15 protein-coding genes are annotated in these 15,039 nt (G+C 41.3%); 5 read left to right on the top strand and 10 right to left on the bottom strand.

What is annotated here, in order from left to right:
* Positions 1-106: 106 nt before the first annotated feature.
* Entirely contained in the window at positions 107-1,867 is a 1,761-nt protein-coding gene (locus F612_RS0102785) for a single-stranded-DNA-specific exonuclease RecJ (RefSeq protein WP_019556229.1), read from the bottom strand.
* A 17-nt stretch (positions 1,868-1,884) separates the two neighbouring features.
* Here F612_RS0102785 and F612_RS0102790 point away from each other — a divergent pair, with 17 nt between their 5' ends.
* Positions 1,885-2,559, top strand: a complete 675-nt coding sequence (locus tag F612_RS0102790; protein WP_019556230.1) for a YqiA/YcfP family alpha/beta fold hydrolase — start codon at positions 1,885-1,887, stop codon at positions 2,557-2,559.
* A 20-nt stretch (positions 2,560-2,579) separates the two neighbouring features.
* On the opposite strand, the gene F612_RS0102795 is transcribed toward F612_RS0102790, so the two are convergent.
* The 4 genes from F612_RS0102795 to dksA form a co-directional block, all read right to left on the bottom strand.
* Positions 2,580-2,837 (bottom strand): hypothetical protein, encoded by a 258-nt coding sequence (locus F612_RS0102795; protein ID WP_019556231.1) that lies wholly within the window; start codon positions 2,835-2,837, stop codon positions 2,580-2,582.
* Positions 2,837-3,493 carry a hypothetical protein gene (locus F612_RS0102800; RefSeq protein ID WP_019556232.1) on the bottom strand — a complete coding sequence of 219 codons (657 nt, stop codon included), beginning with the start codon at positions 3,491-3,493 and terminating at the stop codon, positions 2,837-2,839. Before F612_RS0102800 ends, F612_RS0102795 begins: the two co-directional genes overlap by 1 nt.
* Before the next feature lie 59 nt (positions 3,494-3,552).
* The gene (locus tag F612_RS12075) at positions 3,553-5,157 is read right to left on the bottom strand and encodes a bifunctional aminoglycoside phosphotransferase/ATP-binding protein (protein ID WP_019556233.1); all 1,605 of its coding nucleotides are present in this window, start codon (positions 5,155-5,157) and stop codon (positions 3,553-3,555) included.
* A 224-nt stretch (positions 5,158-5,381) separates the two neighbouring features.
* Positions 5,382-5,810: an RNA polymerase-binding protein DksA gene (gene dksA / locus F612_RS0102810; protein ID WP_019556234.1), complete on the bottom strand. Its 429-nt coding sequence runs from the start codon at positions 5,808-5,810 to the stop codon at positions 5,382-5,384.
* Between the two features lie 319 nt (positions 5,811-6,129).
* Between dksA and F612_RS0102815 the strand changes: the two genes are divergently transcribed.
* Positions 6,130-6,891, top strand: coding sequence for an HAD family hydrolase (locus tag F612_RS0102815; protein WP_019556235.1), 762 nt, complete (start codon positions 6,130-6,132; stop codon positions 6,889-6,891).
* Positions 6,892-7,012: 121 nt separating this feature from the next.
* On the opposite strand, the gene F612_RS0102820 is transcribed toward F612_RS0102815, so the two are convergent.
* Together F612_RS0102820 and F612_RS12080 are read right to left on the bottom strand one after the other, a co-directional pair.
* The gene (locus F612_RS0102820; protein ID WP_019556236.1) at positions 7,013-7,363 is read right to left on the bottom strand and encodes a HopJ type III effector protein; all 351 of its coding nucleotides are present in this window, start codon (positions 7,361-7,363) and stop codon (positions 7,013-7,015) included.
* A gap of 55 nt (positions 7,364-7,418) precedes the next feature.
* Complete coding sequence (locus tag F612_RS12080; RefSeq protein ID WP_157760447.1) at positions 7,419-8,960, bottom strand: FGGY-family carbohydrate kinase; 1,542 nt, start codon at positions 8,958-8,960, stop codon at positions 7,419-7,421.
* Between the two features lie 246 nt (positions 8,961-9,206).
* Between F612_RS12080 and F612_RS12870 the strand changes: the two genes are divergently transcribed.
* The 3 genes from F612_RS12870 to yjgA all read left to right on the top strand — a co-directional run bounded on the left by F612_RS12870 (position 9,207) and on the right by yjgA (position 12,920).
* Complete coding sequence (locus tag F612_RS12870) at positions 9,207-10,241, top strand: cell division protein ZipA C-terminal FtsZ-binding domain-containing protein (protein WP_019556238.1); 1,035 nt, start codon at positions 9,207-9,209, stop codon at positions 10,239-10,241.
* Positions 10,242-10,336: 95 nt separating this feature from the next.
* Positions 10,337-12,382: an NAD-dependent DNA ligase LigA gene (ligA, locus tag F612_RS0102835; RefSeq protein ID WP_019556239.1), complete on the top strand. Its 2,046-nt coding sequence runs from the start codon at positions 10,337-10,339 to the stop codon at positions 12,380-12,382.
* Positions 12,375-12,920, top strand: a complete 546-nt coding sequence (gene yjgA, locus F612_RS0102840) for a ribosome biogenesis factor YjgA (protein WP_019556240.1) — start codon at positions 12,375-12,377, stop codon at positions 12,918-12,920. Before ligA ends, yjgA begins: the two co-directional genes overlap by 8 nt.
* An 87-nt stretch (positions 12,921-13,007) precedes the next feature.
* Here yjgA and F612_RS0102845 read toward each other — a convergent pair whose 3' ends face one another.
* From F612_RS0102845 to lexA, 3 genes are all read right to left on the bottom strand, one after another.
* On the bottom strand, positions 13,008-13,892 hold the full coding sequence (locus F612_RS0102845) for a DMT family transporter (protein ID WP_019556241.1): 885 nt from the start codon (positions 13,890-13,892) through the stop codon (positions 13,008-13,010).
* Positions 13,893-13,979: 87 nt separating this feature from the next.
* A complete protein-coding gene (locus F612_RS0102850; RefSeq protein WP_019556242.1) occupies positions 13,980-14,492 on the bottom strand; it encodes an asparaginase domain-containing protein in 513 nt (170 codons plus the stop codon).
* Between the two features lie 67 nt (positions 14,493-14,559).
* Entirely contained in the window at positions 14,560-15,021 is a 462-nt protein-coding gene (lexA, locus tag F612_RS0102855) for a transcriptional repressor LexA (RefSeq protein ID WP_019556243.1), read from the bottom strand.
* Between the last annotated feature and the right edge of the window lie 18 nt (positions 15,022-15,039).

Here is a 15,039-nt window from a genome sequence, read left to right on the forward strand (position 1 = left end):
AACCAGGCCTGGTCAAAGTTAATCTGACCCAGTCTGGTTGTTTTGTTTCTGGGCTCTAAAAAATGCTTCACTCTTCATGCCGGTGTTTATGCGACAACATTATGTGTCAAACGTGCTGAGCGGTCACTAATCTTAATTGTAGTGAGGTTCTGCCGTAGTAGGTATTCAAACTCGGTTGATAAACACACTCAATTAAATCACCTTTTGAAAAAGGGTCTAAGTCCAAGTCCGATTCTTTAGCATTAAAGTAAATTGCTGTAATGCGTTGATTATCATCTGTGAGCAACTTGAATGAGAGATGGGTTTTAGCTTGACCCACGGCTTTGATTTCACTTATTTTAAAGCGACCAGAAAACAAAGGTTTAGGCCACTCTCTACCATAGGGTTCTAATGTTTTTAATTCATCAATCAAGGCGGGAGTTAGCTGCCAACCTTGCAAGGGACCATCGGTTTCAATAACCGGTGTTGGGGCTTCATCGCCTAATTGGTTTTTAATTGCTTGTTCAAATAGCTCGGTAAACACCTCAAAATTTTCAACCGGAATCATGCAACCTGCTGCACCAGCATGACCGCCCATCGAGGCAAACAGGTCGGCATGTTGTTCAGACATCCATTGAAATGCTCCACGCAAATCAATGCTCGGAACAATGCCTCGACCACTACCAGCGATAAAGCCATCTTCCAAGTCGGTCATCGCCACGGTTGGTAAGCCGTACTGTTCGCCAATACGTGAAGCAATAATCCCTTGAATACCGGCATTGCCTTGCATTCGAACTGTCATGGTGTATTTTTCAGGATGATACAAAGAGTCGGCAATTTGTTTAGCTTGTTGTAACATGCCTTCTTGTTGAGCACGACGATTGATATTATCTGAATCCAATTGATCGAGATAGACTTGGGCTTGTTGCGCGGTCGGTGCCGTTAAGAAATGAAAGGCGGTGGTGACATCACTTACTCGACTGGCGGCATTGATGCGAGTTGCGACTTGAAACCCTAAAAATTCAGCATCATAAGGCTGTCCTTGATTATCATTTAAGAGTCGCATCGCTTGCCAAGCAGGGGACTGAAATTGATTAATAAACTGTAAGCCTGATTGAACGATTGCTCGGTTATTCGGGCTTTTAAGACTGACACTGTCGGCAACCGTCCCTAGAGCGACATTCAAGGCTAAAGCTTTTAAAGTGACACTATCAGCCGCTAGGTGACCCGCATCAATCAGGGCTTGTCTGACTTGAGACATGACAATAAAGATGACATAACACCCGGCAACGGTTTTATCATATTCACAGCCAGGTTGTTGGGGGTTGACGGTGATGGTAGCACTTTTAGGCGGTCCATCAAGTGGCATTTGATGGTGATCGGTTACACACACCTTGACGCCGGATGCTTTAAGACGTGCAATTCTCAACTCATCACTCGAGCCTTGATCAGCTGATATCACTAAAGCAATCGGTTTAGGGATATCTAAAATTCGTTCCACAACTTCGTCTGTAATGCCATAACCTGACTTACGCTCACCGATAATGTGCACCACACGAGATTCAGGGACGCCAAAATAGTTTACTAATGCGGTTTTCGCAACCCATGCTGAAGTCACGCCATCGGTATCATAATCGGTGGCCAAAACAATCACCCCGTCCTCTTGGATCGCTTGTGCAATTAGACGGGCGGCCGCTTCTGAGTTTTTTAAAGCACGAGGGTGTTGGATGTGTTTTAATTTAGGAAAAACAATTTTCTCTAAATCGGTTGTATCTTCGGTTCGATTTGCGACTAATTTAGCCTGTAAATCGGATAAACCCAAAGATTTTGCCGCTTTATAGACGGTTGGGTTTTCAGGACGTTGTACAATTTTAGGTATTTTTATCATCGTGGAATTTTAACAGAATGCAATCCGTTATATGCTTATATCTACACGGCTTTTTAAGCAGTGCAAACAGTCAAAAGGGGCGTTGGTTTGTTCGACAAGTTCAAACAGAGAATCATCAAATCTCCCACGCTTCAGAGACCTTTTTAGAGCAACCTGTCTTTACAGAAATCATTACAATGACCTACCCAATTTCGAGTCCCTTCGAGAGTGTTCAAAAAATAGAAGCTTTGTTGCAGAGACTACTGACTCGAAAAAATCAACCTATTGTCCTTATGGGGTCTTCAATGGGGGGCTTTTATGCACAATTTTTAGGACAAAAGCATAAGTTGCCCTATATTATGATTAATCCTGCTTTAAATCCTAAACCGATTTTTCGACAGAACTTAGGTGTAAGCACTAACCCTAATACAGGCGAAAAATTCATCATTGATGAAACCTATATTCAACAGTTGGACAGTTTTGATGTGGCCAAGCTTGATAAGAGCATTCCCACGCTGTTATTAATGGATGAAGGTGATGAGGTTATTGATGTGGCTACAGCCTTGATGAAGTACCAAAACAAAAACGATCTTAAAACAGACATTCATGTTTTTAAAGGTGGGGATCATGCCTTTCAACACTTGAGCGAGGCTTGGCCGCTGATTAAAACGTTTATTGACAGGTTAGATGATGGGGCAGTATATGGCTTTTAGGTTTATTAAGAACTTATATGTTATGCCCAGTTATCAAGCAATTGCCCAATCAATCCATCTTCCGTTTTAATGACTTTAGCAAGGCTTTGAATTTGAGTCGAAAGTTGTTGGTTATCAATTAAACTTGTCTCTAAACTGGTTGATGTGCTTTGTGAAGTCAATTTTTCCTCTGTCTTGAGTGAACTTGCAATGTTTTGACTGTTTTCAGACAATTTTTGAAAACCAGTCTGAATCCCTTGTATGGCTAATTGGGACGCTGAATTTGTAGGAATATTCATTAAGCTTGGCCACCTTTATCTTGTTTAGTGACCACAAAGGGGTCATTGATGTCGATGATGTACTCTATAAAAACATTGCCTAATTTTGTGCTGCCTTCTCGATCTATCTTTATGGTCACTTTATCATCTCGCCATGTGTATGCCGGATATTTTTGACTACCGCCCCAGCCTTTTTTTATCATTGACGTCGGTTGACCTACTTTCTGGATTAACTGTAGTGCAATATCTCGCGTTTGGATTTCATTGAAAGGGTGAACACTCTCTTGAGAGTAGGGACGGTACAAACGTTTGACGGAGGTAACCTTACCTGAGTTGTTATAACGAAACTGCACATAATAACTGTCTCGAATATTTGACCAGGCAAAAAACTTGTCTAGATTACGCTGTCTGACCGTGGTTCTGGCCTGTAAAAATCCACCGATATCCCAAAGATGACGACGGACAGTATCAAGATTTGCAGTGGCCAGTTCAAGTCCCAAGAACTTTATTTGGCTGATCGGTTTAACGGTTGGTTCAGCTGCTTGACTGATCTGAACGGAGGACACAAAAAACAGACACATCAAGAAAACTTGATGGCCTCGTTGAAGGGATAGACAAGCATTTTGAAAATGCTTTAAATCGTGTCTGGTTGTACGAGAGAGAGCTAGTAAATTCATTTGAGTGATAACGCCTTGATTGCATAATAGCGACTAATAAACCAAATCTTTACAGTCTACTAAGGGATTTCTATAGTTATGTCATCGGCCGTTTTTAAAAAATCTTTAACCAAGTCGGTTGGGAAAAAATCACGTAGCAGTTTGGCATTTAATTTCAGCGTGTTACCCCCCGACACTGAGGGTTGAATGGTGTTGAATTGCTGTTGCAGCACTTGTTGGTTAGCATCTGAGGGATTGTCGTTCAATTGCAGACGATTTTGAATCGCATATTGGCAGGTTTCCACTGAAGATTCAATATAGATAATGTATAAAGAACATTCAAGATCCTGTGCCAAGTTTATAAAAGGTTTTTGATGTTCTTTCTTTAAGAAAGTCGCGTCAACAATGACGTTCATTCCCTGGGATAAAATGGTTTGGCTCTGTTTTAATAGTGCTTGATAGGTCTTTCGATTCATTGAAGTCCCATAAAGCTGGGCTATTTCGGATTCGGGAACTCGATCAAGTGGGTCAATTCCGTACAGTTTCTTTCGGGTTCTATCTGAACTGATGATGATGGCATCAATAATATCGAGTAATGCATTTGCGAGATAGCTTTTACCGGAGCCTGAAACACCTTGCAAGAGAATGAGTTTAGGCTTTGAATTGCTCTGTGAATACTGACGAGCGAGACGGATGTATTCGGTTGCCGTTTGTATTTTAAGTGTAAAGTCGAGACTCTCAAGAGGCAGTTGGGCAGCGCGTAATGCGGTTATTTTTGCACGCACTAAGGTTCGATACACTTTATAGAAAGTCAGTAGTTTCAAAGCGTTGTAATCATGTGTTCGACTTAGATAGAGTGATAAAATCATTCGGTTGAGTTGTTGTTGATTTCTAAAATCCAAATCAATCAGCAAGAAAGCCAGGTCACTAATGACATCTATCCAGCGAAAATTCTCATTAAATTCAATGCCGTCAAACAGTATCGGTTGCCCATCAATGAGCGTGATATTGTCTATGTGTAAATCTCCATGGCAAGCTCTGACATAACCATCTGCTTTTCTTTGATTGATAAAGGGGCATAATTTTTCAAACTGTTGTAATGTCCACGTATGCAGTTCTGCTAGAGCCGTTGCTTGATGATCAGGCAGAGAGTCATAAAGGGTAGTGAAATTATCCAACATAGGCTGGAAAATGGTGTCAGGTGCGCCCAAGATGCTGTTCTTTTCAACACTTTCAGCATTCATGTGAAAGTCAGAGAGTTGAAATGCCAATGCCTCAACCTGCGTTGGACTTAATCCTTGATTGAGCAAGAGTCGTCCAAGAACTTGATTGGGATCAAACTGATGCATTTTAACCAAATAATCAATGGGGGCGGAATACGCTTTCTCTGCATCGAGTGTCACTTGTTGGTTGGCATCTAAGTAGATTGCAACGACCTCTAAATACAGTTGCGGTGCAAAACGTTTATTAAGTTTCACTTCCAAGTTGCAGAATTTCTTGCGGTTTTCTAATGAACTAAAGTCTAAAAAACCAAAGTTGACATTCTTTTTGAGCTTATAGGCATAAGGACCCGTCAGAAAAACAATAGAAATATGAGTTTCTATCGTTGTGATAACTTCAACAGGGTGGTTATAAGTATGCGGCAAGGAGAGTGCATTAATCAGTTCGGCTGCTCTCACTATCATAAAGCCTTCTGCTTAATGGGATTAGATCGTTGGAGTAATGTGAAGTGGATGTGATGGAGCTTCAATAGGGGACTTGGCTTGTTAAGTGGAGCAGAATCTATCTGCTAATAAGTTCAAGTCAGGTGCTTGTATGCTATAACACCCGAACTTTCTTCAGCTGAAAGATGGCTTAATTCTGGTGCATACTGCCATGTTTCAGAGTGAGTGCTCTCAAAATTTCTAATTTAAGCAACGCCTTGCTTTTCACGGATTTCTTGTTTGCGCTTCATTTCAACAGTAAGGGTCGCAGTAGGACGAGCTTCCATACGCGCTAGTCCAATCTCATCACCGCTTACTCGACAATAACCGAAGTCACCATTTTGGATGTCATTCAAAGATTTATCAATCTTGCCAATAAGCTTACGTTCTCGATCACGCGTACGCAGCACTAAAGCAAACTCTTCTTCTTGAGAGGCACGATCACTTGGATCAGCAGGGGTATCAGAGTCTCTTTGCAGGTGAGAAACAGTACTACTTGCCTCTTCGATTAACTGTGTCTTCCAAGCATTTAATTTCTGCTTAAAGTGCTCTAGCATCGCAGGGCTCATATACTCTTCATTTTTAGAAGGCTTGTAGGCCGGGTAGTTTTCAATAAAATCCATTTGTGTTTCCATTTTCTGTACTCCTAGTGCCTTTCTACGTATTCTATTATGTACACGCGCTGTAGCAGTTATTTTAACTCAAGTAATGACGTTTTTTGTATTTGTTCTTTTGAAAATTCTAATGCCCGGATAAGTGATTTTTTATGGGTAATAACTGACTTTTATATCAGCTTTATATCGAGACAACAAGATATTTTTGTAATTTGTAAGTAATAAATCCAGTAATGATCTGTGCTACAAAGTATTTTTGTCTTGAATTTCATCTGCATATCAAGCAAAATCCTTTTCAAGTTTAATCCTCAATAAAATTATGATAAAAAGAGAGAATCTTATGGCGACATTACAAGCACTTTTATTTGATGTAGATGGAACATTGGCGGATACCGAGCGTGACGGACATCGTCCAGCGTTTAATATGGCTTTTGAAGCCGCTGGATTAGACTGGATCTGGGATGAAGCACTTTATGGTGAGCTACTGGCTGTCACGGGCGGTAAAGAGCGTATCCGTTATTACCTAGAAAAATTTAATACTCATTTCAATAAGCCAGATGATTATGATAATTTCGTTAAAGGTTTACATGAATCGAAAACGGATTTCTATACGTTGTTGATGCAGGAAGGAAAAATCCCTTTACGTTCAGGTGTAGAACGTTTGATTGCCGAAGCAAGAGCAGAAGGTATGCGTATGGCGGTTGTGACCACCACTACGCCTGCTAATGTAACGGCTCTATTGGTCAATACGTTAGGTCCAGATTCAGAGAGTTGGTTTGAAGTCATCGCTGCAGGGGATATCGTGCCTGCTAAGAAACCTGCGCCAGACATCTATATCTGGGCCTTGGAACAAATGAATTTGACGGCTGATGATGCGATTGCATTTGAAGATTCTTTTAATGGCTTTAAGTCTTCACAAAGCGCAGACCTTAAAACGATTATTACGATTAATGAGTACACCAAAGAAGATGACTTTGGTGGTGCTGAGTTAGTATTGAACCAAATGGGTGAAACAGATGATGCATTCATTGTGTTGGATGGTGATGCTCAGGGACATACTTATTTGGACTTAGCGTTAGTGAGAAAGATACACGCGTCTTAATAGTATGATTTAAAGCACTAGATCACTATTAGAAGCTTATTACAGTAAATCAAAAAACAAAAATCCCGTAAACGAACCAGGCCTGGTTCGTTTACGGGATTTTTTTAAGGTTTTTTCAATATTATTTTAATGTAAGCGCCGTGTTTTCAAAATGAATACCTTCCCAGCCAAACTCCATAAAATTACGAATATTCAGATGATCTTTGTGGTCAGGGTGTTTTAAAACATCTTCTGTATAAAAACGCCCAAACGCATTCAATGTCGCTTGTGGTGATAAACCATTCAATTGACCAAAAGCAAATATTTTACAGGATCCATTGTTGGTATTCTCTGTATTGATTATTTGACCATTCTTGAATTCACATGGATGAAAAATGTATTCATTTTCAATGGTTTGCATAGTTGTATTAAAGTCTACTGGACCTCGATTTAGTTGCTCAATGAGTTCAATAGTTGTATTGTAATGGGTCATGACGGCCTCTGCTATAGTTTATTTTACGATGAATTATTTTAAATTCGGGGATACGTTACGGATAGTTAGAGCGATCTCTTTCAATCAGTCGAGTGACGCCAAAAGCCGCTTCCCAGGACATTGGATAACTCAGCTTTAAAGTTGAATAATGGTTATTTTGTAAACGTTCTGCTCTGAGTGACATCCAGAGCTTATTCTGTACGCCGCCACCTACCGCATAAACACATTTCAAATGACAACCCAGAGCATTAAGCTTTTCATAAGCCAGTTGTTCAACGTGAATAAGTCCGTGAATCAAACCCAAGAAATAGCGTTGATGCTCAATCGAAGGTGCTTGAAGATTCAGTTTTTGGGTCGGTTTTAAGGGCATTTTAGGTTGCAAATTTGAATCTGCAATAGGAAATCGTTCTCCAACTTTGGTCAGGGGGTAATAGGCCATTTGTTCGGTTTCCGATAAGATCAATCCAGACGATTGAATCGCTTTTATTAAGGCCGCCATTTGCCTCATTGAATATTGTTCCGTTAATATTGCACCACCCGAATTAGAGGCTCCACCCACTAACCAATTGTTTTTCAGCCGATGACTGTAGATGCCAAATTCACTTGAAAAAATAGGCACGTCTGAAATCACTTTAATGGCTAATGTTGAACCTAATGAGATCACGACATCCCCAATTTGATCGGCACCAGAAGCTAAAAATCCAGCAATACTATCGGTGGTGCCGGCGTGCAAGGAGGTTGATTCTGAAAAACCATAACGCGCTGTAATCTTGGCGTTTAAACGCCCTAAATTTGTACCTGGCTTAACAACCTCGGGGAGTGTTAACTGGTTATTCTGAGAATGTAAAAGCTTCTTAACCCAATCTGGCCAGGCCTGGTTAATGGAGTCATAACCGATTTTAAGAGCGTTGTTTTCATCCGTTGTATTTATTTGGCCGCTCAAAAAACAGTTGAGGTAGTCAATTTGATGGCAGATATAGATTGGCGGATCATGCGGAATGGTCGTGTTCGAACGGCTCTGAATGACGATTTCTTTATTTAGCTTTAGCCTTTTGAGTAACACAAGAACCTTCGCCAAGCTGCTTGAAGTACCATTAGCACCACTTTTTGGGTTGTATCCTGGAGTTTGACTAATTTGTTTTGCTTCTTCAACGGCTTGTAGGTCGTTATACATTAACGCTTCGGTCAAAGGTTCTCCCTGTTGGTTACAGAGCAATACCGTTGAAGAGGTGGCATCCAGTATCAGGTTTGTAATACGGCTTAAATCAAACCCTTCAGAGAGTTTACAGAGTAGTTGATTGATTCCATCGATCCATAGTTTAGGGTTTTGTGTTGAACTTTTATTGAGCTCATTCTTAATGGGCGATTCCAGCGTGACTGATGCACTGTATAATATTAATTCTTTCTCTTGACGTTGTTCAGTAGGGCCTATCTTACGATCGTCGTAGGAAGATTCCTGTTTAACGATGCAGCCCCTTAAACCTGATGTACCGACATCAATCCCCAATACAATCTTTGATTTTGGAATCATCTCTAAACCCTTGTTGGGTCTGTTCAATGTGCGATGTGGACTGTTTTCTGAGTTTTCTACAGACATTTGTCTCATGGCTCAATAAAGTTAATGTAAAGGTAGGTGCTGCAGGGAAATTCAAATCACAATTATAGAATAATCGGTATGTTATTTTCCAAAAAACAATGCTATTTAAACATGAATTGACTGGAAATAGCCTTTGCATAAAAGGTACAATCTGATAATGTTTTTTTTAACCCTTTTACTATGAAGGTTGATTCTATGTATTTAAAAATAAATACTTAATCCTTTCATGTTTCGGAGCGATTATAGATGAATGAGTTACAACAAGTTTTACTTGTGTTTGCTGTCGTTGTTATTGCCGGGTTGTATTTTCTAAGCCGAGGTCGTTCAACAGGTTCTAAGAAAAAAACAACATCAACGGCCCAATCAGATTCAGATCCGCAACAACAAGTTCAAGCCTCGAAAGCACTGAATGAACTTGGAAATGCTCACATCCCCGTTTCTAAATTGACCCATGCGCGTTTGACGAGAGCTGAGGATTTAGAAGAAGAGCAGCAAAAAGAGTATAACCATGGTCAAGTCATGCTCTCTTTCGGTGAAGACTTTGATCTACCAGCGCATACACCTCATGTGACAACAGCGCATATTTCTGAAACAGATGCCGCAGAACCGACTAAAAGTGTCGCGCAAGGGAACGATGTCAAACCTATGGTATCGCCAGAGGAACTGAGCAAGATACAAGACGTCGTTGATTCTGACATTTCCCTATTAGGTACAAATGAAAAGGGTGGCAAACACCACCGCCTAGTCGTTGAAGACCCCGGCATGAATTCGGCGGATTTCCATTATGCGGCGCCAGAATATGAAAAACCAACCTTTGGTGTGCCTATCGAAGAGTTAGGTAAGTCCCCAGGGGTCGCTTCTGGTGAGAAGCAAGAGTACGAAGTCTATGCCATATTAGTGATGAGCACAGTGCAGGAGTTTTCCATGCCTCAGTTGAATCACGCTTTATTGGGTGTCGGTTTGATTTTTTCAGACCAAGGCATTTATGTAAAGCAGGATAATATGGGGAATGAGATCATTAAAGTTGCCAATCTGTTGGAACCAGGCTATTTTCCCAAAGAAGGCCATGAAGATTATGCTACTCCAGGAATTGCTATGATCCTTGAATTGCCTTCGACTGTTCGAGCACCAGCGGCTATGCATGACTTGATTATGATGGCACGTAAGGTTTCTCAACGTTTAGAAGGCAGACTTTATAATATGGAACGTCAAATTATGAAAGAGTCGGATCTGCAGGCAATGCGAGATACTGCGGTAGCTTATGAGTCAGAGCCTCTTTAGTGATTCTGATATACTGTTTGAATACCTAGACTGCATTTTAAACCGATTAAACTGTTACTGCCTTTCCGTAAAACATTGCAAAAAGCCCCTAAATCATGCCGATTGAATCCATTCAAAAGACCCTCCAAGACTTGAAGAAAATATTAGCAAGGCATGATAATGCCTATTATGTTTTAGATAAGCCTGAAATCAGTGATGCACAATATGATCTGCTGTATCAACGGTTGCTCCAAATTGAAAAGGCGCATCCAGAATACATTACCTCGGACTCGCCTTCACAGCGTGTTGGGGGCCAACCTTCCGGACACTTTAAAACGGTCAAGCATGCAGTACCGATGTTTTCACTTGAAAATGCGTTTAATCAAGAAGGTTTAGTGGATTTTGAACGCAAAGTGAACGATAAACTTGCTGCCGAGATTATTAGACAAGACTCCTTAGTGGCCTATGCAGCAGAACCTAAAATGGATGGTTTAGCGATTAATATTCGTTATGAATCCGGTAGATTGGTACAAGCGGTTACGCGTGGTGATGGTTCCGTTGGCGAAGACGTTACTCATAATGTACGCACCATTCGTTCAATACCTTTGGAGCTACTAGGAGTGGGTTGGCCTTCCATCTTAGAGGTCCGTGGTGAAATTTTTATGTCTAAAACCGTATTTAAGCAGCTTAATGAGATCAGTCTTCAGAAGGGTGAAAAACCGTTTGCAAATCCACGTAATGCGGCGGCCGGCACGCTACGACAACTGGACCCGAGAATAGCTTCGCAAAGACAATTAAGTTTATATCTCTATGGTTGGGGGGAGATCAGTGGAGATTGGTCTTTACCTGCTCAGTATCATCAGACGATTGAACAATTTAAAACTTGGGGATTACCGACTAATCCAGACGCGAAAGTGGTTTATGGCGCTAGTGGAATGGCCGATTATTATGATCAATTACAAGTTAAACGCAAAGATTTACCTTACGAAATTGATGGTATTGTCTATAAAGTGGATGTTTTAGCATTTCATAGCAAACTTGGCTTTACCGCTAAAGCACCCCGTTGGGCGATAGCCAGAAAATTTCCAGCAGAAGAAGTGTGGACAAAGCTGCTTGATGTCGAAATTCAGGTGGGACGTACCGGTGCTTTAACACCTGTGGCGCGCTTACAGCCAGTAAGTGTGGGGGGAGTGATGGTTGCCAATGCGACGTTACATAACCTGGATGAGATCGCGCGCAAAGATGTTCGTATCGGTGATACGGTCATTGTGCGACGAGCGGGTGATGTGATTCCTGAAGTCGTGGGTCCCGTCTTAAGCGAACGCGAAGATTCTGTCCGCCTATTCAGTATGCCAAACCGTTGTCCTGTATGTGATTCAGCTGTTATTAAAGAACATGATAAAGCCGTGTACCGCTGTACTGGAGGTCTATTTTGTCCTGCGCAACGCAAACGTGCTTTACAGCACTTTGTCTCTCGTAAAGCATTCGATATACAAGGTTTGGGCGATAAGTTGATCAATCAATTGGCTGATTTAAATTTGGTTCGCCATCCCGATGATCTATTTTCGCTGACGATTGAAAGTTTGTTAGGGCTTGATCGAATGGCTGAAAAGTCCGCTTTAAAGGTAATAAGCGCGATTAAGGCAGCAAAAGAAACGACCTTAGCACGCTTTATTTATGCATTAGGCATCCCAGAAGTAGGTGAAGTAACGGCCAAACACCTTGCTAATCACTTTGTAACCCTGGACAATATCCTAATAGCCGATAAAGATGCTTTATTAGAGGTTTCGGATGTAGGGGAAATTGTGGCTGAAAACATAGTGACCTTTTTTCAGCAACCTCATAACCAGGAGGTTATCAACGGTTTGAAGATGGCTGGAATTTATTGGCCTACACCACAAGCCCAAAAGAAGACGGTTGACTCGCCTTTTGCTGGCAAAGTAGTGGTGTTGACGGGTAGCTTAATGCAGATTTCAAGAGAAGAAGCCAAGCTTTTGTTAGAAGGACTCGGCGCTAAGGTGACGGGCAGTGTTTCAGCTAAAACAGATTATGTCATTGCCGGTGAGAAAGCGGGTTCTAAACTTACTAAAGCCGAATCTTTAGGGATTCCGGTACTATCAGAACATGAATGGATTGAAATGTCGGGAGTGACAAATGGTTAGACCTCGTAATGTAAATAGAGTTAAAAAAGAGCATGAAGTACGTGACTGGGAACAAGAAGAGTTTGATAGCCGCACTCAAATAAAAAATGCAGCACAAGCCGTGACTGATTTGGGCGATAGAGTTGCCGCATTGACGGATAATGAAATTAAGAAATTTCAGTTTCCTGAAAAATTCACTGAAGCCATTTTTCTTTATAAATCAATGGGACAAGGTCCGGCTTTAAAACGCCAAAAGCTTTTCATCGGTAAAATGTTGCGTCAGGATGAACCCTTGCTGATACTGATTAAGGAAAAGTTAGCTGAAGCAGAAGGTAAAATCAAACAGCAAAATGCACACTTTCATAAGTTAGAGCAGTGGCGAGATCGCATGATTGATGGTGATGATGATGTCTTGAGTGAGTTTATGACACATTATCATAATGCAGATAGGCAGCAGTTGCGTCAATGGATTCGCAATTCACAAAAGGAGCAAGAGCAGGGGAAACCTTCTAAGTCAGCTAAAGAGTTGTTTAAGTATTTGAAAGCTTTAGAGTGGTAGAGTAAGGCGCATTGATAAGTTTTAATGCAGCCTTTCACGACAAACTTATTACCTGTATCAGAATGACCAGGCCTGGTCATTTTTTATTTAGATCTCTTTTCCAGTTTTAAATCGCCATTCAAATAAAACTAAACCTAAAATAACGATTCCTGTTCCAAACCAAAGGCTTAGGGTAAGAATTTCATTATTTAAATAATGTCCAATCAGTAACGCGAATACAGGTGTTATCACTGGAATTAAGGCGACTTTCATCGCATCGACATGGCGAAGCAAGTAAAAATACAGCAAAAACCCAATCACCGAACCTACGCTAGCGGCATAAAGTATGGCCGCACTTTCGCGTGCCTGTAGTTCGGGCCAATTGAATAGTGCTGTAGGGTCTATAATCAGATGTCCAATGACCGTCATCCATAAAGCACCAATTACGAGATGTAGGGCAGGTAAGTTTGTGCCACAGCGCTTGACTAACACTGAACCTAACGAGTGGAGCGTGACCGATATTAAAGCGACCAAGATTGCGATAAGTTGCAGTCCAACTAACTTAGATTCTAAGTTCGGGGCAAAAATAATCCATAATCCAAATAGGCTTAAGCCTATGGCGCTGATTTTACGGAGTGTTAACTTTTTGTCTGGCAATAAATAATGGGCCATCACTCCCGTCATAACAGGCGTCATAGCGAAGATAATCGCAATCCAGCCAGAAGGTAGGTATTGAGCTGACCAGTACATTAACGTCATACCACCAAAAATTGGTAGGGCAGCCATCGCATAAATTTTGATTGCATCAAAATCCAATCTAAAAGAAACTTGTTTTGATTTTTGCCACCACAACAAGGGCAGAATGATCAAGGCACCTAATAATGTACGGGCAGCTACCGCAAAAAACCAATCGGTTTCTCCACTCCAGACAATAGCCAAAGGGGTTGTTGTCCAGATCAGTACAACAAAAATATATGCAAATATGACAGCCATTGAATTCCTGGTTGAAAAAAAGAGGGGGTCGAACGATTGGCCTTAAAAACTGTCGATTGGTGCTAGCGGACTATGAATACATTCCAACTATAGGGGTGTAAATATACCTTGCAGCCTATCTTTTTTAACCTCTGCGGCATTGAAGAGTTGGCCGTTCATACAGATATAAACGCCAGCAGGTGCGAGCTGCGCCGCCATTAGGGAGGCACCCATATTAAAGCTCGCATCTGAGTGTTGTAACATGAAAGGGCGCATCGCACCGGTTAAAACGATGGTTTTTACCGCTAAATGTTCATCTGTAAGCTGCGTTAATAATAGTCGTGCGGTTTCGACCATGGTATCCGTGCCGTGAGTGATGACGATGTTTTGGTATTCTGAATCTGAACAAGCTTGGCTGATAAGCTTTCTATCCAAATCTGTCATTTCTAGACTGTCTTTTTGCATTAAGAGTTGCGTCTTAATATCTAGGGTACTATGGGCCTCTTGTAACAGTTGAGGTAGATGCGTCATGGGGAAGACGAGATCCCCCGTAGTCTCTTGGTATTGCTTATCAAGAGTCCCACCGGTGATGAAGAGTTGAAGTGGTTGATTGGTTAACATAGCGTGTTTAAAATCCGAGTGATTATCGTAAGGTTGCTAACGCTGACTAAAAAGCGCTAAGCTTTCATTAAGGTTGTCTTAAAATACCCGTTACAATTCCTAGGATTTCAATATCGGCATTGTTTAGAATGATTGGTTGCATATCGGGATTTGCAGGTTGGAGACGAACTCCCGTTTTTTCAATGTAGAGTTTTTTCATGGTGACCTCTTCATTATTGATTCGTACCACAACAGACTCACCATTCTCAGCGGAAGAACGGCGTTCAATAATAACGATATCACCATCTTCAATATTTTCGTCAATCATCGAATTACCCTTAACGCGTAAAGCAAAGGTCTCTTTTTTAACCATGCAAGAGGGGACAGAAATCGTGTCATAATCCATCTCAATCTGGATAGGCTCACCGGCTGAGGTCCAACCTAGTATAGGTATTTCCACGAACTCGGCATTGACCATTTCTAACGGATCGGCCGTTTGAAGTTGCATTTTTTGATTACGTTTCGGGATTAAATAAGCAATATTGGACATGATTTAGGCCTTCTTGAA

It is taken from the genome of Thiomicrorhabdus arctica DSM 13458 (assembly GCF_000381085.1).
Classification (GTDB): domain Bacteria; phylum Pseudomonadota; class Gammaproteobacteria; order Thiomicrospirales; family Thiomicrospiraceae; genus Thiomicrorhabdus; species Thiomicrorhabdus arctica.